Origin of the sequence: Microcoleus sp. Pol12B3, from assembly GCF_036701355.1 — a bacterium.
GTDB lineage: Bacteria > Cyanobacteriota > Cyanobacteriia > Cyanobacteriales > Microcoleaceae > Microcoleus.
On the sequence record NZ_JAUBQS010000013.1, the window covers coordinates 20,249 to 37,758 of the forward strand.

A 17,510-nucleotide genomic window follows, 5' to 3' on the forward strand; every position below is an offset into this window, starting at 1 on the left:
AATGAAATAATGCTAATTTTTACTCAATCAAAAGCTTTTTTTATTGCAGCCGTAGTTGCAAGTCTTAGCTTCTCACTTTACAGCTTTCCTGTTTTCGGCAAGCAGCAAAATCTTTCTCCCGCAAAAGCAGAAGCTTTAAAAAAGCAAACTCATTGCTCGTTTATTACAGGTGAAGGTGGCGCTGTTAACATTCGCAAAGGCCCAGGCACTAAGTACGCGGTTGTTGCTAAATTGAAAAGAGGAGACGGAGTTAGGGCTGTCAGCAGACAAGGTAATTGGGTGAAAATTGCGGCCAGATTTTCGGGTAATCCTCCTAATGAAACTTTGACAATCCTTGACGGTTGGGTAAGCAATCAATTTATTAATGGCTGTTCCGAAGACCAATTTGACAGGTGGCGGCAATAGGGAATTTGGTTTGTAGTAAGGATTTCAGTCCTTAGTTGAGATAAAAGCTAAAGTTTTCACTACAAACCACACCGGGAGATTTTTTAAAGTGGTACAAAAAAGACGATCGCCCTGATTCATTGTTGCATTCTTAACCAGCTAAATACCTGTTCGGCTGTGATATTCAGGGGGATCATTTCGGGCACAGGAAGGACATCGCTACCTTCGCAGAATTGCGGTTGTTGGTTGGGCAAAAACGCTAAAATCGATCTATCGTCTGGATCGATTAGCCACCCCAACTGACAATTATGTTGAAGACAGTGAATAATTTTTCTAGTTACGCGATTTGAGCTTTGTTGGGGCGACAGGATTTCGATCGCCCAATACGGTGCAATTAGCACATCATCCAATGGTTCACCGCTGTCATCAAATTGAATCTGTTCCCATAATAGTACCGCAATATCTGGAACAATCGATCGACCGCCAAACGTACACCGCAACTCTGGAAAAGCATAAGCTATCTTGGGTTCCTCTACTACTTCATTAATGACACTCAGGAATCGCCCCTGGAGACGAGAATGTTTAGTTTTCGGCATAGGTTTTTGGATAATCTCCCCCTCAATGTATTCGCTGGCAGGTTTGGTTTCTGGCAGCTTCAGAAATTCTTCAAGGGTGAGGCGCCCAGTTGCGATTGTCATAAATAAATTCCTCGATTCTACCTATCTTCATTGTAAGCAAAAAAAATATTTATCTTGCATTAAAATGGTGCTATATCGCCTAATTTTCCGGAACAATCTGCTGTTTAAATTCAAACAGATTAGGATTTTTGGGGTCATAAAAAGCCCGCAACCAATGCACGTTGGGAGAACCAAAAGTTTCAACTCTAGTAAAATTTTTCATTCTCGGTAGTTGAGTCTCATCGGTAAAATAGGGTAAAGGTTTATCGATGCGGAAATAGTGAGTATCGCCGTGAACGAATACAACCTGTCCTGGGAAATTGCCTGTTTCTGTTTCCAGAGTTGCGATAAAATCGTTGTAGCCGCTTCTTCTTTTGTCCGTCGGCTCGAATTCAAATCCCGGATTTGCCTGTGCAACTAACACAATTCCTTTGCTATTGCTGCGTTTGGCTAAAGCAAAACATTCTTTGATCGAGGCTAAGTTAGCCCAATTGCGATCGGCATATTCTGCATCTGCTTCGGGAGTGCGGCCAAAATTGTTGTTGCTTCCCGGCATATTAATCGCGAAAAACACAACGCCATGATAAATCCAGCGAACATTTTCGCGGAATTTAGCAAACTGCGGGTTTTCGCTTTGACGGGTGAGAGTTAAGGTGCGCTTTCCCAAACTTTGATTACCCTGGCTGAAGATTTCCCGCAGTTTAGCGAGTCTTTCTACTGGATCGTAACTGCCGTTTTTTGAACGGTGGCAATCCGTCCATTCATTATCGCCATAGGCAAGAATAAACGGCATCTCAAAATTGTCAAATAACTGCTTTCGGCTGACAAAAGTTGCATCATCGCAGACACTAGAACCGTTTTTAATGTCGCCGTCGTGGACGACAAACGCTGCAGGGGATCGATTGATATCTGCAATTAAACTCGGAAATTTTGCTTCTTGTTCGGCACTGTAGGGTAAATCGCCAATCAAGGCAAATTCAAAAGGTCTATCTCCAGAAGTTTGGGCGTAAGTTAAAACCCCAAAACCCGTAATTGATACAAAAATAATCAAGGCAATAATTAGATATTTATTAGTCATTTATTTAGTTCCAACTAATTTAGTTATCAGGACTTACGTAGAACCATAAAAAATAGATGCTGCGATTGCTTCACTACCGTTCGCAATGACATACTTATGTTATTTGCTTAAGTCCTGGTCATGATACCATATAAGCCGACAAATCACTCTCAGAAATCATGAATTTTCGTCGGTTGCTCTCGCTAATTGCTCTGCTTTCGATCGCAGGCTGCAATATCCAAACGCCACAAACCAACACACAGCCTACAGAAAGTCGATCGCCAATTGCAGCCCCTATTCCCGCCGAACCAAAGTCTGAGATCGAAGAAGCAACACTAATTGCTGTCGGCGATATCATGATGCACAGTACCCAAACGCGATCGGGCTACGACGCAAAAAAGAAAACATACAATTTTGAGACTTTCTTCGCACCAGTTAAAAGTATCCTATCAACAGGCGATTGGGTCATCGGAAATCTCGAAACACCTTTAGCGGGCGAAGATGCGGGCGGATATACGGGATATCCGCTATTTAACGCACCGGCTCAATTAGCTGATGCGGCTAAAAAAGCCGGATTTAATATCTTGACAACCGCGAATAATCATGCTTTAGACCGTGGAGAAAAAGGGGTAATTAGGACGATCGCAAATCTGAGCGATCGTAAAATTGCCTCAACAGGAACAGCCACATCAGCCGCCGAGGCTTCACGCACTTTAATCAGCACCAAAAACAACATTTCACTAGCCATGCTAGCCTACACATACGGCACAAACGGCATTCCCATACCCAAAGGCAAAGATTACTTAGTTTCCCTAATAGACGAAAAAAAGATAGTCAAAGACATTGCCAAAGCCCGAAAACAAGGAGCAGATATTATCGCAATTTCCCTGCATTTTGGCAATGAATATGAGCGACAGCCAAACACCCAACAAAAACAATTAGTGGAAAACCTATTAAAAGCTGGTGCAGACATCATTCTCGGCAGCCATCCCCACGTCGTCCAACCTTACAAAATTTTTAAATTTTCCGGGAAAAATGGGAAAACCCGCAAAGCTGTAGCAATTTATTCAATGGGAAACTTCATTTCCGGTCAGAATAAAAAATATACCGATTTAGGCGTAATTTTGCAAGTAAATATTCGCAAAACATTTCCCGAAAAAAGCACAGAAATTAGCAGCATTCAAACCATTCCAACTTGGGTTCACCGCTATACTCAAAACAATAAAACGAACTATCGCGTTTTGCCCTTACAAACAACTGTCAGCCAGAAAAAAGATGCACTGCTAGCAACTGCACAATACCCAATTTTATCAAAATATTTGCAGGATATGAACAATCATCTTAACTCTTTGAATAGTCCGAAAAAATCCAAATAATTTGGTAGTGAAAATTGGGAATGGGGCATGAGTTATTGGAATTGGAAGCCTAGCCGAGGAATTTGTATTCCCAGGCAGTGCCCATTGCTAAGATAACAACTTAAGCTAGGGAACCATTTGTCAATCAGCAATTATGCCCAGCTTTTACTCAGGTTTTGGGTATAAAACTTAGATTTAGGCGATCGAACAATCATGCCTAATCTTCAGCAAATAAATTTACCCACGCTTGGATATCCTTTGCAATCAGTGCGAAATTGGCAGCAGAATAGCGCGTCATATCAACTCCGCTAGCATCGGCCTTATAAAATCGAATCAACAGTCACTACTCAACTATCATTGAGTTTTGCGACGAACAGTTAACAGTCAACAATCATTCCGGTTGCACCGGAATTGAGATCGATTGACTCCTGGTAAGCTTGGGAAGCAATTATGTATCCAACGGAAGAGGGTGTAATGGAGTAGAGCGAGTTTTATTTTTGTGATTATATTCTTCCGATACGCCCCGATAATCTGATGGTTGATATCTGCCAAATATCTCAGCGAAAATATTAGGCAGTTTTCGATAAGGAGAAACACCCATATCTTTAAGCATGATGTCAATATATTGTTGAAAGCGAGTATTGATCGCACAGGATCGCGAAGGTTCAAATTGAATATTTGCGCGTTTCCACTCGCGGATATATTCAATACTTTTTTCCATATTTTCGCAGGAAGGTAACTCAAGTTCACCACGCAAGTAAGCACATAACCATTGTGTGGCAATTTCGACTGCTGGCACGTGCATATATCCATGATTGAAACCGGCAAAGGCAATGCCAGGAATGCGAGGATGAAGCAAGTGACGATATAACTGCACGCCATCGGATTCGCTTTCCAACATTTTTCGATATTTATCAGGCAAAAATGGAAAAACCGGCGTTTGCGAACCCAAAGATAGAACGACTAAATCGCATGGAATCTCGCAACCATTTTTCAACTTTACTGATTCTCGCGAAAAACCCGATAATTCTGTACGATGGGGCGAGATTTTTCCTTCTGCAATAAACGGATAGTAATTTTCAGGCGCAACCGCTGTGGCTGAACGTAAATCAGGCAATAATTTGTGATCTGGTTGTACAGCTTTGATGCGGCGCTGGGCCTCTCGATCTTTTCCAGAAACATTTCGCTGAACTTGAAAGCGGAAGATGGATGCAATCAAATCCCAAAAAGCTGAAACAATGAAACCAAGGCGATTGTGCAGGAAACGTTCAATGGCGGTTGGATGTGCCCAACTTGTCATCATCACTGTTCCAAAACGGCTGAATAATGCGTAGGTAAAATGTACGCCCAAAATTCGTTCTGGCACAAGCCAGCGCGGTGTACGAAATACATGATTTACTTGTGCGCCTTGTTTGGCTGCGAAAGTCGCCATGTCTAAAGCGCTTTTTCCGAAGCCAACGATTACAACTCGTTGATTGTCGAATATATCAAGCGTGTGGACATCTCGTTCAGTGATGATTTTTCCGCCGAAATCTTCTATACCTGGAAATTCAGGTTGATACTTTCCTTCTGTATATTGCCCAACTGAGATAACGACGTATCCAAATAATTCTTCGTGAACTATATCCTGGTTTTTATATTTTAATAGCCAGCCATCTTCTGTTTCTTTGAGTTCCATAACTTCATGATTTAACCGCACATCAAGATTTAAATGGTTGACCGCTTGCTCTAAATAATTCAGGATTTGTTCTCCGGTAGGATGTAAATCAGGGGTGAATGGCCAGGAAAAATCAGATAAATGATACTGTTCCCTGATATTTTGCAGGTGTACGTTTGGGTATGCAAGTGCCCATACTCCGCCAATCTTTTCGGATTTCTCGAAAACAACTGCTGCGAAACCATTTTTATTGAGAATATGGGCTGTCGTAATTCCTGATATTCCCGCGCCAATAATGGCAATTGGCATACCGTTTTTGTATTGCATATATTTGAGTCTCCTTATTTAGTATGGGTATTAGAATAATTTTACTGAGGCAGTGACCAGCAACCGGAAAGCCTTGCACTGAGAAATTTTTTAATTGATCGCTCTCAAAAAGATAGAGGCGCTGTCACCCCGTCAAATTAGCGATCTTAAACCTAACTGCTGATAGTAGTCTAAGTGGTTATAGACTAAGGGGGAGAGCAATTCTTACAGTCTGGCTGCTACAGCCTCAGTGGAGGCGAGCTGGCACATTCCGAGCACCCCAAGGATTTAACTAATAACTAATAACTGCTTAATTAACCAAGCGATCGTCCCTTCCACATCAGCACCCTGCTCAGCATAGGGAATCTGCAGCCGCTGCACTATCACAACCGGAATTTCCAGTTCCCTAGCAGTAGCAATTTTAGCATAATTAGCACCGCCGTCGCTTTTTTTTATAAAAATTGAATCCATTTGATATTTTAATAGTAATTGTCGCTGGTCTTCCAATAAAAAACGCCCCCTTGCTAATAACAATTTACCGTTAGGTACAGCCATATTTAGTGCCGGAGGAGCGATCGCCCGCATCAAAAACCACACAGTCACTGATGTAGCGTGCGTCAGGGAAAACGATATGACCCGAAATCAGGGCGCGGCACTGCCGTTTCCCTACAAATTGGGCGATCGTTACATCCGATCCGGTTGATTTTACCCGTTACCCTAAATTAGGAAACCCCTGTGCCGTTTCCCTACTATTAACCGGCCCGGGCGATCGTTACATCCGATCGCGCGATCGCCCAGAACTCCGCAAGATTCTGATGGAGTTTTTCTGTATAATTTTCACACTGAGAACAAACTATTCTTGACGCTAAAACACTCAGTCGAAACTAAATTTGTCCCTCAAATTGAGTATAAGTTTCCACCTTGACTCCAGGCAAGTCTAATAGATAGTTTAAATGAAAATTAATCGCTCTACCTGTATTGATTGCTATATTTTACGCCATAAACTCAGGAGAGCCTTTCCTTCTGCCTCCTGTCTTATGCCTCCTGCCTCAAAACTCCAACTTCTAGCTTGGCTGCTTTCATTGAGATGCTCTCTACATACCTTCGCGCTCTGGTGCGATCGGGCGATCGACAAAATTGCTGTAGGGAAACCGCACTACCGTTTCCTGACTGCCGTTTTCTTACCCGCAGTTTTTTTAAAGTCGCATACATTTTCAGTAAATACCGATCTACACACTCGCCCAACCCAAAGTTAAAATATACTCAATAAAAAATAGCTCCTCCTAGCTGTTTTTTTGGCCAGCTAAATATCAGGGAGTGCATCTACGTGTCAATAAATAAAATGCTCAAAGCCAGAGCCACTACACCTGCTGCAGGTTTTACAATGATAGAGCTATTGATAATTATTTTAATCATAGGAATATTTAGTGCGATCGTCGCCCCCTCATGGCTAATGTTCATCAACAACCACCGTTTAAAGGCATCGCTCGATCGAGCTTACTGGGCAATGGAACTTGCCCACAGCAACGCCAAACGATCCAAAATTTCATGGCAAGCCAGCTTCAAAGAAGTAGGAGAAAATGTACAAATAGCCGTTCACCCAGCCGACATTTCCCCAGCTCAAGTACCGGCCAGTCAATGGATAAACCTAGAACCGCAAATTAAAATAGATACAGATGAAACAACAGTGCTCCAAGTAAATGAAAACAACGAGCAAAAAACCAATGGCACAATCCGGCGAGTCATGTTCAACCATCGAGGTTGCCCCGTATCTCGAAGCGACCATGACTGCACCCTAACGAGTATAAGAGCCAAAGGAACCCTAACGCTATATCATCCCAACTTAAGAAACAGCCAACGCTGCATCATCATTTCCACTCTCCTAGGACATAAACGCATCTCCCAAAGACAACCCAAAGCTCAAGACAAAAGATATTGTTACTGAGTCACTGAGGTAGCGTGCGTCCGGGAAAACCATATTACCGGAAATCAGGACACGGAAGTGATGTTTCCCTACAAATTGGGCGATTGTTACATCCGATCGCCCGATCGCCCGGAACCCGGCAAGCTACGATTATTTTGGAGCATTGTCGCGTCCTTCATATCCCTGTTGTCGATCGTTATATCCGATCGCGCATTCAACTATTTTGGGGCAGGAAAACGGCATTGCCGTCTCCTCAATAGCCTTGTTGTCGAGCGTTATATTCGATGTCAATTCCTGACGCCGCATCTCAGATATAATCAACTACTTCTTACTCGGCGCAATCTTCTCAATAGAAATCAGCGCCTCCATCACCGACTCCACAATCGGCGCCGCCACCGTACCCCCCGAACCGTCCTTCGGCTCATCAATCACCGCCAAAACCACATACCGAGGTGCCTCCACAGGCATGATCCCCACAAAGCTAGTAATAATAGCCTTGTCAGAATAACCCCCACCAGCCTTAGCTTTTTGAGCCGTACCCGTTTTTCCAGCAATCCGATACCCAGGAATTTGTGCAGCTTTCCCCGTACCACCATCAACCACAGTTTCCATCATTTCTAACACCTGCTTAGTAGTTTCCGGCGAAAAAACTTGCTTCGGAACCGGCCTCGGAAGCTTCCAATAAGCTTCACCGTCCCTATCAAAAAGTCCCCGCACAACGTGAGGAGTCACCAACTTGCCACCGTTAGCCAAAGCGCCGTTAAGCTGCACCAACTGCATCGGAGTAATCGAAAAACCTTGCCCAAAAGCCGTAGTAGCAACTTCCACCGGAGAGTTAATAAATTGCTCTCGATTTTTAAGCTGACTGGTTACTTCAAAAGGCAAATCACTCCCTGCCGTTTGTCCGAGTCCGAGTTTTTCTAAAGCTTGATAGTAAAGAGAAGCTTTCATACTTCTCATTACGTGCACCATCCCCACATTGCTAGAATGTTTCAAAATCTCAGTAACAGTCGAAGGACCGCGTGCGCCTACGAATTTGTAATCGGAATTTTGGATAGTCCAGCCATCCATGTAAATCCTGCCTTCATCCTTAAAGACAGTATTAGGTTTCACCGCACCAGCTTCCAGAGCAATCGCCACATTAATCGCTTTAAAAGTCGAACCAGGCTCATAAACATCAGTTACAGCCCAATTTTTATAGCGCGACAAATCGAAATTAAAATATTGATTCGGGTCATAAGAAGGTTCCGCTACAACTGACAGCAATTCCCCGTTACTGGCATCCATCACAATCACCGTGCCCCGCTTCGCATCGTGTTGCTTCATTTTTTCCTTAAGCGCAATTCGTGCAGCCCGCTGCAAGCGAGTGTCGATCGTCAATTGCAATTTCAAGTCATCAAGCTGCACAAATCCCGCCGTCAGCCGATCGGGCACCCAATTCCCATTGCTCGACCTGCTAAACTGAATCGACGGCATCGATCGTTCCAACAAATTCTGCTGGCTGTATTCTACCCCGGCTTGTCCCTTCCGTTCCCCGTCCACATAACCGAGGATATCCGCCGCCAACTCCTGCTGCGGGTAAAAACGCTGCTGCTGCCGCAGCAACTCCAAGCCATCGACCAGACTCTCTTTAATTTGCATCTGAGCGACACGATCGGCAACCTCTTGAGGCAGAGACTCCGCAATTGTAATACCGCTTTCAGCAAGATTAAACCTGCGTATCAGTTCAGTTTCCGAGGTAGTTCCCGGACTCAGTTCGATCGCCAGCATCGGAGCCAATTTAGCAGCTATTTCCGCCTTCGAGTGGTTAAACAACTTCGGGTGAGCGTAGAGCGTGTACACCTGTCTGTCGATCGCCAAAACATTCCCCGCGCGGTCAACTATCGGGCGTCTCGGTACAAACGGCTTCGTTTTGAGAGTTTGCTGCTGCTCGGCCTGTTTACGTAGCGCCGGAGCTCGCGTCACCTGCAAATAAAACAAATTCACAGCCAACCCCAGCCCCCCCAGCATCAACACCGCCCACACCGCCCACAAACGGAACTTGCTGCGCTTTAAACGCTCCACCGGCCGCCCCCAAGATGCAGCCGTCTCTTGTGCCGATCGGCCGAAACTGCCCGAAGATCTAGGTTTGGCTGGTTTTTGCCACCCAGTAGGCGCGGCGAAGCTATCCCGTAGGGAATCGCCCGCCTGTTTTGTGCGTTTGAAATTCGGCGATCTGTAGCGGTCAAAACGGGGGTCGTAGCTCATGGCATTAAAAATTCAATAGCAAGTTAGAGCGTTTTAGAATTTATAATTTATAACTTAAATCTTAAAAGATAAAATTTACAACTTGGGAATGAGCAGGGTTGGGCTCACACCTACAGTTGGATTCTGTTTTTTTAAGGGGTCTTATTATTTTTAATCTGTAACTTCCGGTTGAAAGCAGAAAATCGATGGCGACTTGCAAAAAAGTCAAAAAGGAAATTAGATCCTCGAATTTTCAGGCCCTCGGACACTCAGGTCCTCGGGCGCTCTACGCTTTGACACAGGTTTAATAGCCCAGCGGTGTTTCCACACCGGATCGATTCTTGAGAGCGGGCTCAGAATTTGGTGTCGCAAGGGGCGATCTAGTTTCAGGGGCCGGCTGCAAGAAAATCGTGTCCCCAGGATTCTGCGGAGCCAAACCGGTTTCGGGATTTTGGGCTTCTTTAGCAAGTTGGTGTTTCAAGACTTCGCTAGAAGCACTCAATTGCTGTTCCCGGAGGCGCAGAGTTTCCAGCTTTTGATACTCCTGGCTCCAGCGCTGCTCGCCGTAAACAGTCAAGCCGTAGAGACTCAGAGCACCGCCCAAAAGCATAAGTGCTGCGACTGAGGAGGCGCGCTGTGCCTGCAGGAGCGATCGCAACCACACTGGCTGCTGCTGGCGATCGGGCAGGACTTTTATCACCGATGCCGAGGACCGAGCCTGAGTCTGTTCGTCGGCTGGCGAGTAGTTGGGCAATACCGGTCCTGTCTTCGCCCGCCTAGCCCGGGCAATAGAAGTAACTTTGCTTTTGGCTGGACCAGCAGCGGGCTTGCGGGCCGATCGGGAGCGGGGAGAATCCGGGGATCTGATAGCAGCGGTCATAGAGTTCACCAATACGTAAAGTGGGGTAGCTTCAGCTTGATTGAGGTTAAGAGTTTTTTGTCTCCCAGATCGCCACCACTGGCGATCTGCGTTCGATCGGTTATCCTTACCAAAGATACCTCACAAGCCAACCAACCCATCCTACCACCGGTCTCTTTGACTTCAGGATTTGCCAAAAAAAAGAAATCTTTGCTGGTTAGCGATAATCTATGTGAAATTTATGAATAAATGCAGTATTGTAATCAACGAGCGAATCGTTGAGCTATTCGTGCCAGCATTGTTTCTCAAGTAAACTATTCCCTTCCTTGCGATGGGTTTTCAATGTTAAGGAGTTTTTATGAACAAGGGATTAATTCGTTTGACTTTGGTAGTGGGCTTGGCAGTAGCCCTCGGCGCCTGCGGCGGTGAGACCACCACCCCCAGCTCTAGCCCCTCTCCGGGCGGCACTGGCGGCACTGGCACTACTACTACTACTCCTCCTGCTTCTTCTCCATCTCCAAAGTCCACTCCTGGGACTGGTGGAGCAGGGGCTGGTGGAGCAGGGGGTGCTGGAAAAGCTTCCCCTTCTCCTAAAACGTCTCCCTAACTAGGGCGATCCGAGAGTGTTTGCCCAACGAGCCTAGCCTCCCGGTGAAAAATCCTTCGCTCCTCGCATTTTTTCATCTCATAGGTCTAGGTCTCAAGTTGGGTGTTAGTAATTGTCTAATGCTTTTACTACTCAAGTTCACTACGCGCCCTTACAGCAGCAAATTCCGCTGATTCGCGGCATTACAATAGCATTCCCTTTCAACTAGAAAATTTGACTCCCGGCCTGCACGTTTTGAAACTCAAGCCTGTGACAAGATGTTTGAGGACATTGCCAGTGCTGCTGCTTCAACTGAATATCCACTGGAGGATCTCGCAGACTTGACGCAAATTTTGCACTGTCGATCGAGTCTCGCTTTCCTTCCCCGCCGCTGTTCCCACAGACGAGAAAAAAGCAAGCTGAGGCTTGGATGCTCTAAGACTGGCTCGAAGACAGAATCGGCATGGCTACTCGATTTGTGGACTACGAGTTTCGCCCCGGTGCGGGCAAGCAAATCGACCCGTTTGTTTTGAGCCAGTTTAGTGATTCAATTGGCGCAGCTTCAGTTCGGTATTAACCCTGCCTCAGCAAAACTCGCTCCTGTTGCGCCTCAGTGCTGCTTTAAACCTATTGCACCGTCGCTGGTAGGATGGTGCTAGTTTGGTAGGCGATGCCTTAAGCATGGCAGATATTCCTTGCTGCTGTCGCCATGCTGAGTCCTTTAGCTTTGATTCTTCAATATCGAGTTAAGCATCCTTTGCTGTTTGAGCGTATTGCCCAAAGTCATGGGCTTTGTGGGCAAACCCAGCCTCCGGGAGGTGAAAGTCTACCGATCGGGGGATCGTCCCTGTATAAAGATTCCAGGTAAACTATTAACTCCTGCCCAACACTTAGAGGGTTGACCATCCTGCAGTGGCAAATCGACAATAGTTGGAAAAATTTAGTATCACATATTAAATAAAAAGTCAATCGTAGTTGGGAAAAAATATAAATTTTTCAATTTGTTTTAATATTTCTATACTTAGATGTTAGCAGTCAAACTCCAGCTCCGCCGCCGGCAAGGCAACAGCCTGCTGTGCGTGCAAGGGCGCGCGCTGGATATGCAGCAGGCAAGATCATGCTAATCAGTGGTAGGATCAGCGATCAAAAATGTATCGAAATGTAAAGTGCAGCGCCGCTCTAGGTTTTGAAAGCCATTTAGTTAAAAGATTGAGGTAAGTAGTTTTATGCCCGCGACCGTCCCCTTTGAACAGATTGACCGCATTGTTTGGAATCAGCACCACGATCCATTTGAAGTGCTAGGCCCTCACGCGATCGAAGAAAATGGCAAAAAAGTCTGGGTCGTCCGAGCTTATCTGCCGAATGCGGATGCAGTATCCGTAGTTGTGCCGGAGGCCCGGGCCGAATACCCGATGAAATCAGAGCATCACCCTCACTTTTTTGAATGTACGATCGACACCCCAGAACTAGCAAACTATCAATTGCGGGTCAAAGAAGGGGAACACGAGCGCTTCATCTACGATCCCTACGCCTTTCGATCGCCCAAACTCACAGAATTCGACCAGCATCTATTCTCAGAAGGCAATCACCACCGCATTTATGAAAAACTCGGGGCGCACCTCACCCAGGTAGGTGGCATCACAGGAGTATATTTTGCCGTTTGGGCTCCGAATGCTCGCAATGTCTCTGTTTTAGGAGATTTCAACTATTGGGACGGCCGCAAACATCAAATGCGGAAATCGCAAAATGGCATCTGGGAATTATTTATTCCGGGACTGTCCGTGGGAACTTCCTACAAATACGAAGTGAAAAACCAAGACGGACATCCCTACGAAAAGTCCGATCCTTACGGTTTCCAGCAAGAAGTGCGGCCGAAAACAGCATCAATTGTCACGGACTTAGACACCTACACTTGGCACGACAGCGCTTGGATCGAAAAGCGGCGGCACACAGACCCACTGACGCAGCCGATTTCGGTTTACGAATGCCACATCGGTTCTTGGCTGCACGCCGCTACTGACGAACCCGCCGTGCTACCAAATGGGGAAATAGAACCCCCCGTGCAGGTTTCGGAACTCAATCCCGGCGCGCGCTTTCTGACTTACCGGGAATTAGCTGATCGGCTGATACCCTACGTCAAAGATTTGGGATTCACTCACATCGAAATGCTGCCCATCGCCGAACATCCTTTCGACGGTTCTTGGGGCTATCAAGTCACCGGCTATTTTGCCCCAACTTCCCGCTACGGCAAACCTGAAGATTTCATGTATTTTGTTGACCAGTGCCACGCCAACGGCATTGGCGTACTCGTGGACTGGGTACCGGGACATTTCCCCAAAGACGGTCACGGCTTGGCTTTCTTTGACGGAACTCATTTGTACGAACACGCCGACTCCCGCAAGGGCGAACACAAAGAGTGGGGAACCCTAGTATTCAACTACGGCCGCAACGAAGTGCGGAATTTCCTAGTATCAAACGCTCTGTTCTGGTTTGACAAGTACCACATCGACGGGATTCGCGTAGATGCCGTAGCCTCGATGCTTTATTTGGATTACTGCCGCGAACCCGGAGAATGGCTGACCAACCAGTACGGGGGCCGGGAAAATATCGAGGCGGCAGATTTTCTGCGACAGGCGAATCACGTCATTTTTAGCTATTTCCCAGGGGCGCTGTCGATCGCCGAAGAATCTACCTCTTGGCCGATGGTATCTTGGCCGACCTATGTAGGGGGTTTGGGTTTCAACCTGAAGTGGAACATGGGTTGGATGCACGATATGCTCGACTATTACCACATGGACCCGTGGTTCCGCCAGTTCCACCAGAACAACATAACTTTCAGTATGTGGTACAACCACAGCGAGAATTTCATGCTGGCTTTGTCCCACGATGAGGTAGTCCACGGCAAAGCCCACATCATCGGGAAAATGCCAGGGGACGAATGGCAAAAGTTTGCAAACGTGCGGTGTTTGTTTACTTTTATGTTTGCTCATCCCGGAAAGAAAACGATCTTTATGGGGATGGAGTTTGGTCAGTGGCAAGAGTGGAACGTTTGGGGGGATTTGGAGTGGCGTTTGCTGCAATTTGAACCACACCAAAAGTTGAAGCTATTTTTTAAGGATTTGAACAATCTGTACCGCAGCGAAACGGCACTTTACAGTCAAGATTTTGCTGAGGATGGGTTTGAGTGGATTGATTGCAGCGACAACCGACACAGCGTCGTGGCTTTTGTGCGCCGAGAGAAGGATGGCGACGAGTTTGTGGTGACGGTGTGCAATTTTACGCCCCAGCCGCACTCTCACTATCGCGTAGGAGTGCCGGAACCAGGTTTCTATACGGAGTTGTTTAACAGCGACGCGCGGGAGTACGGCGGCAGCAATATGGGGAATTTGGGCGGTAAGTGGACTGAGGAGTGGTGGTTCCACAACAGTGCTTATTCGATCGACTTGTGTTTGCCACCTTTGGGGGTGTTGATTTTAAAACTCGATCGGGCAAAAACAACAGCCAAATCTCAAGAGTTTTAAGTTGTGAGTCGTCATAGTTTTGAGTTAAGAAGAATCAAAACTTTATTAAACCTAAAAGTTTGAGGGTATTCAGAAATCCGGTTTCTCCAAGAAATCGGTTTTTTTTTGTTTTGTTGTGATGAATATCTGGACAGGGTAACAAAACCGTCACAAGACCTACTGATGGCGGAGCGTTGCATAATAGCGGGAGGATGTTGCTTTTTTTTTAGGTGTGCCAATGCTCCCGAAGGCGTGTAGTTTCACAGCAGGCGGGACGCTTCACCCATACTCCCCCTAAGAATTATCCTCCAATTGTGCCAAGCCGAATCAATGATAATTAGGCGCTATAAACTACCATTTTTTTAGACTTGTATCAAGGCTATATTCTTGATTACATCTATGTTCTGACGGGGTTGTCATCCAGTGAATTGCGTAAATCATCTTCTTGTTTAAGTTGTATTAATTACCAATGCCAATTTTTAATGCCCAATTTTTAATTCTCTATTTTTAATTTCGAGTATCGGAAGCCCCAAGATTATAAGAAACTTTCGACGGTTCAACAGTTACTACTTCCGAAATAGATTGTTCGGCTGCTACCTCTAAAGTTGGCAGTGGTAAATGTTTCATTTCCCACACTTTCAACAAAATTAGATATTCATAAAAAGCTTGCAGCGTGCACCAAGCCAATCCCGCTTGGCCGTCAAGAAATCCGCCCAGTAAAATATACATATAGAAAAAGCGCACCACAGGCCGCAAAGGCAACCGCAAAGAAAAATCTTTCAAAGCGCGGCGCCTTTCCACCTCCGACGCGCCAAACAATAAATCCCACCAATTTACTTGACCAGCTTCTAATTGACGGAGAGTTTCAGCAGCCTCGTCAGTCGAGTAGCGGTTGTGCTTTTCAATCCAGCGGGAAAGACCTTTGCTGCAAGTATAGTGAGGGTAAGTTTCCTTCAAAAAGTGAGTAGGCCCGTTGCAGACTTCCCGTTCCGTGTGACCGTAGTCAGTAAACCACACTCGGTCTTTGCGAAAGAGACGCATTTGATAGCGGGGATATTGAGTGCTGCGGCGAATCCAGCGCTCCATAAATATTACTTTTTCAGCTACGTAATAGCCGATATATTCTTGACTTTCGATCGCCCTTAAGCATTCAGCAAACAGTGCAGGTGTCATCCGCTCGTCAGCTTCGAGGATGTAAACCCATTCGTACTTGCACGGGACTTCTTGGAGCATCCAAGTCCGCTGGCGTCCGTGAGTTTCAAAGCGGTGCTGCACTGTTTGCACGGCATAGTTCTGAACAATCTCAAGGGTGCGATCGGTGCTGAAAGAATCAACTACAATGATATCGTCACAAAGCAGTGCCGATTCAATGCAAGCGGCGATATCAATCTCTTCGTTGTAAGTCAGAATATAAATTGAGAACATTCCCAGCTTTCAGTAAGGGCAAACTATTGGGTAAACAAACTATTTCTCAGGGATGTCTCGACCAGCGCAATCCCTGCCAGCGCCGGTCAATTTTTGCGGCGGCCGAACCGCAGAATTCCCATACTTCTCAATCCCGTCCAACCAACAGTAATGTAGCCGATCGCTAGCAGCAAACTGGTGATTCCCGTCTGCAAACTCGAATTTCTCGATCGAGTTCTTAACTCTTTCTCTTTTTGTTGCTTGCGGGTGCGAATCTCGTTACGAGCTTGAGTCGGAAGTGCTTGAGCTTGCTGTTCCAGGAACTTGTCAACGGCTTTCGGGTCAGTTTTCGACTCCTCAAGCACAGCTTTCAATTCTTTGGGAACCTCTGGACTCTTGAGTGCTTGTTGCAGCTTCCCGTTGTCTTCCAGCAGCGCCCCTATCTGGCTGCGACGCTGGCTTTTGAGCTGTTCTACCTGAGCTTTAAATTGAGGGCTTTTAAGTTGTGCCTCAAGTTGACCTTCCGCTTGTCCCGCTTCTTGATCGACTTGAGCCAGAGCATCCTTGAGTTCCAAACGAGTATTGTTGAGGTGAACGGGAACCAGAGATAGGTAAACTAGACCTAGCAAGCTGGAAATCAACAGCGCCCAGAATCGCAAGTCCAGCCAAACCTTGCGTCGCTCAATAGAGACTCCACTGCTGCTGTCAACCCAAAAGCCAGTCATCAGGAGGGCGATACCGATCAAAGGAATAATGCCCCTGTCAACTATCTGAGTTGCTGCAGCCAACTGCCAGCCTCGATTGAGAAGGTCTGAAGTTTCTCCCGGCAGCGACAGAACAATGCAGTCAAGCAAAGCAGAGAGAATCAAGATAATCCCGACTACTTTTAGAGTTCGAGCAGCTACTGAAGAAAATTGACGGCTATTACTTGCTTTCATAATTCGTGTTAGATAATTCTACACCGTTAGATTAAAGGGGGTAGTTGGGTGGATTTTGTTGAACGAGTTTTAAGCTATTTTCCACCAAAATAGCTGCTTCGGATACCGACCTCGACTTTCCTCTGGGTTTTCACCGGCAGCGGTTGCGAGTCAAAAGGTGTAGTTTCTGCACAGCTATATAGAGTTGGACACAGGAGGCTGTGCGCTTCTGGGTTGGCTGTAACGCTTGGTCAACATGGCGCACAGAAACAGCAGCAAGCAACTGCTGGCTTCTTCTATAGTCTGACGAATCCACCGTAAAGATGGGCTCTGCACGCTTAGGTTCCAGCTTTTCACTAGCTTTCGCTCGCGCGGTCGTGCCAGAAATAATAGACACACGAGGAGCGCGTTGCGTTGGGTTTCACCCCCTAGGGCTCCCACTACCCGATCACCTGCCCGAGGCGGTGGAACTCTCATCCCTTGTCTTATAGTAATTGATATAAGAGAGGGCGGGAATAAATAATTGTTTACCAACATTTTTAACCTCTAATTACCAACAGCAGGATACGGCACTCACTAATAGACGACTAGCGTTGTTTTTGTCAGTAATTCTGTTTGCTATATCAGCTTCATCGCAGGTAATTTTTACTTAGCCATT

The 17,510-nt window shown here is 46.1% G+C and carries 15 protein-coding genes; 6 read left to right on the forward strand and 9 right to left on the reverse strand.

The window, feature by feature from the left end; genetic code table 11:
- Positions 1–9 precede the first annotated feature (9 nt).
- Positions 10–405, forward strand: a complete 396-nt coding sequence (locus QUA53_RS09025) for an SH3 domain-containing protein (RefSeq protein WP_333074456.1) — start codon at positions 10–12, stop codon at positions 403–405.
- Positions 406–521: 116 nt separating this feature from the next.
- Here the strand turns inward: QUA53_RS09025 and QUA53_RS09030 are convergent, their stop codons facing one another.
- Together QUA53_RS09030 and QUA53_RS09035 are read right to left on the reverse strand one after the other, a co-directional pair.
- Positions 522–1,082, reverse strand: coding sequence for a Uma2 family endonuclease (locus QUA53_RS09030; protein ID WP_333096478.1), 561 nt, complete (start codon positions 1,080–1,082; stop codon positions 522–524).
- A 79-nt stretch (positions 1,083–1,161) separates the two neighbouring features.
- Complete coding sequence (locus tag QUA53_RS09035) at positions 1,162–2,139, reverse strand: hypothetical protein (protein WP_333096480.1); 978 nt, start codon at positions 2,137–2,139, stop codon at positions 1,162–1,164.
- A gap of 158 nt (positions 2,140–2,297) precedes the next feature.
- Here QUA53_RS09035 and QUA53_RS09040 point away from each other — a divergent pair, with 158 nt between their 5' ends.
- Positions 2,298–3,494, forward strand: a complete 1,197-nt coding sequence (locus QUA53_RS09040; protein ID WP_333096482.1) for a CapA family protein — start codon at positions 2,298–2,300, stop codon at positions 3,492–3,494.
- Between the two features lie 427 nt (positions 3,495–3,921).
- Here the strand turns inward: QUA53_RS09040 and QUA53_RS09045 are convergent, their stop codons facing one another.
- The 3 genes from QUA53_RS09045 to QUA53_RS09055 all read right to left on the reverse strand — a co-directional run bounded on the left by QUA53_RS09045 (position 3,922) and on the right by QUA53_RS09055 (position 6,648).
- Positions 3,922–5,457 carry an NAD(P)/FAD-dependent oxidoreductase gene (locus tag QUA53_RS09045; RefSeq protein ID WP_333096485.1) on the reverse strand — a complete coding sequence of 512 codons (1,536 nt, stop codon included), beginning with the start codon at positions 5,455–5,457 and terminating at the stop codon, positions 3,922–3,924.
- Between the two features lie 267 nt (positions 5,458–5,724).
- Positions 5,725–6,039 (reverse strand): precorrin-6A/cobalt-precorrin-6A reductase, encoded by a 315-nt coding sequence (locus tag QUA53_RS09050; RefSeq protein ID WP_333096486.1) that lies wholly within the window; start codon positions 6,037–6,039, stop codon positions 5,725–5,727.
- 432 nt (positions 6,040–6,471) lie between these two features.
- Positions 6,472–6,648: a hypothetical protein gene (locus QUA53_RS09055; RefSeq protein ID WP_333096488.1), complete on the reverse strand. Its 177-nt coding sequence runs from the start codon at positions 6,646–6,648 to the stop codon at positions 6,472–6,474.
- A gap of 130 nt (positions 6,649–6,778) precedes the next feature.
- On the opposite strand from QUA53_RS09055, the gene QUA53_RS09060 reads away from it, so the two are divergent.
- Together QUA53_RS09060 and QUA53_RS09065 are read left to right on the forward strand one after the other, a co-directional pair.
- A complete protein-coding gene (locus tag QUA53_RS09060) occupies positions 6,779–7,381 on the forward strand; it encodes a prepilin-type N-terminal cleavage/methylation domain-containing protein (protein ID WP_333096490.1) in 603 nt (200 codons plus the stop codon).
- A gap of 14 nt (positions 7,382–7,395) precedes the next feature.
- Positions 7,396–7,620, forward strand: a complete 225-nt coding sequence (locus tag QUA53_RS09065) for a hypothetical protein (RefSeq protein WP_333096491.1) — start codon at positions 7,396–7,398, stop codon at positions 7,618–7,620.
- A 61-nt stretch (positions 7,621–7,681) separates the two neighbouring features.
- Here QUA53_RS09065 and QUA53_RS09070 read toward each other — a convergent pair whose 3' ends face one another.
- Together QUA53_RS09070 and QUA53_RS09075 are read right to left on the reverse strand one after the other, a co-directional pair.
- A complete protein-coding gene (locus QUA53_RS09070; RefSeq protein WP_333096494.1) occupies positions 7,682–9,607 on the reverse strand; it encodes a penicillin-binding protein 2 in 1,926 nt (641 codons plus the stop codon).
- A gap of 283 nt (positions 9,608–9,890) precedes the next feature.
- Positions 9,891–10,466 carry a hypothetical protein gene (locus tag QUA53_RS09075; RefSeq protein ID WP_333096495.1) on the reverse strand — a complete coding sequence of 192 codons (576 nt, stop codon included), beginning with the start codon at positions 10,464–10,466 and terminating at the stop codon, positions 9,891–9,893.
- A gap of 337 nt (positions 10,467–10,803) precedes the next feature.
- On the opposite strand from QUA53_RS09075, the gene QUA53_RS09080 reads away from it, so the two are divergent.
- Entirely contained in the window at positions 10,804–11,052 is a 249-nt protein-coding gene (locus tag QUA53_RS09080; protein ID WP_333096497.1) for a serine protease, read from the forward strand.
- 1,205 nt (positions 11,053–12,257) lie between these two features.
- A complete protein-coding gene (glgB, locus tag QUA53_RS09085; protein ID WP_333096498.1) occupies positions 12,258–14,552 on the forward strand; it encodes a 1,4-alpha-glucan branching enzyme in 2,295 nt (764 codons plus the stop codon).
- 486 nt (positions 14,553–15,038) lie between these two features.
- Here the strand turns inward: glgB and QUA53_RS09090 are convergent, their stop codons facing one another.
- Complete coding sequence (locus tag QUA53_RS09090; protein WP_333096499.1) at positions 15,039–15,956, reverse strand: glycosyltransferase family 2 protein; 918 nt, start codon at positions 15,954–15,956, stop codon at positions 15,039–15,041.
- 86 nt (positions 15,957–16,042) lie between these two features.
- Positions 16,043–16,873, reverse strand: a complete 831-nt coding sequence (gene hpsJ-B / locus QUA53_RS09095; RefSeq protein WP_333096501.1) for a hormogonium polysaccharide biosynthesis protein HpsJ — start codon at positions 16,871–16,873, stop codon at positions 16,043–16,045.
- Positions 16,874–17,510 lie beyond the last annotated feature (637 nt).

Coding starts and splice junctions, on each gene's coding strand:
- QUA53_RS09025 (WP_333074456.1), top strand. CDS start 10: ATGCTAATTTTTACTCAATCAAAAGCTTTTTTTATTGCAGCCGTAGTT.
- QUA53_RS09080 (WP_333096497.1), top strand. CDS start 10,804: ATGAACAAGGGATTAATTCGTTTGACTTTGGTAGTGGGCTTGGCAGTA.
- QUA53_RS09075 (WP_333096495.1), bottom strand. CDS start 10,466: ATGACCGCTGCTATCAGATCCCCGGATTCTCCCCGCTCCCGATCGGCC.
- QUA53_RS09090 (WP_333096499.1), bottom strand. CDS start 15,956: ATGTTCTCAATTTATATTCTGACTTACAACGAAGAGATTGATATCGCC.
- glgB (WP_333096498.1), top strand. CDS start 12,258: ATGCCCGCGACCGTCCCCTTTGAACAGATTGACCGCATTGTTTGGAAT.
- QUA53_RS09045 (WP_333096485.1), bottom strand. CDS start 5,457: ATGCAATACAAAAACGGTATGCCAATTGCCATTATTGGCGCGGGAATA.
- QUA53_RS09040 (WP_333096482.1), top strand. CDS start 2,298: ATGAATTTTCGTCGGTTGCTCTCGCTAATTGCTCTGCTTTCGATCGCA.
- QUA53_RS09055 (WP_333096488.1), bottom strand. CDS start 6,648: ATGTATGCGACTTTAAAAAAACTGCGGGTAAGAAAACGGCAGTCAGGA.
- QUA53_RS09030 (WP_333096478.1), bottom strand. CDS start 1,082: ATGACAATCGCAACTGGGCGCCTCACCCTTGAAGAATTTCTGAAGCTG.
- QUA53_RS09035 (WP_333096480.1), bottom strand. CDS start 2,139: ATGACTAATAAATATCTAATTATTGCCTTGATTATTTTTGTATCAATT.
- hpsJ-B (WP_333096501.1), bottom strand. CDS start 16,873: ATGAAAGCAAGTAATAGCCGTCAATTTTCTTCAGTAGCTGCTCGAACT.
- QUA53_RS09070 (WP_333096494.1), bottom strand. CDS start 9,607: ATGAGCTACGACCCCCGTTTTGACCGCTACAGATCGCCGAATTTCAAA.
- QUA53_RS09060 (WP_333096490.1), top strand. CDS start 6,779: ATGCTCAAAGCCAGAGCCACTACACCTGCTGCAGGTTTTACAATGATA.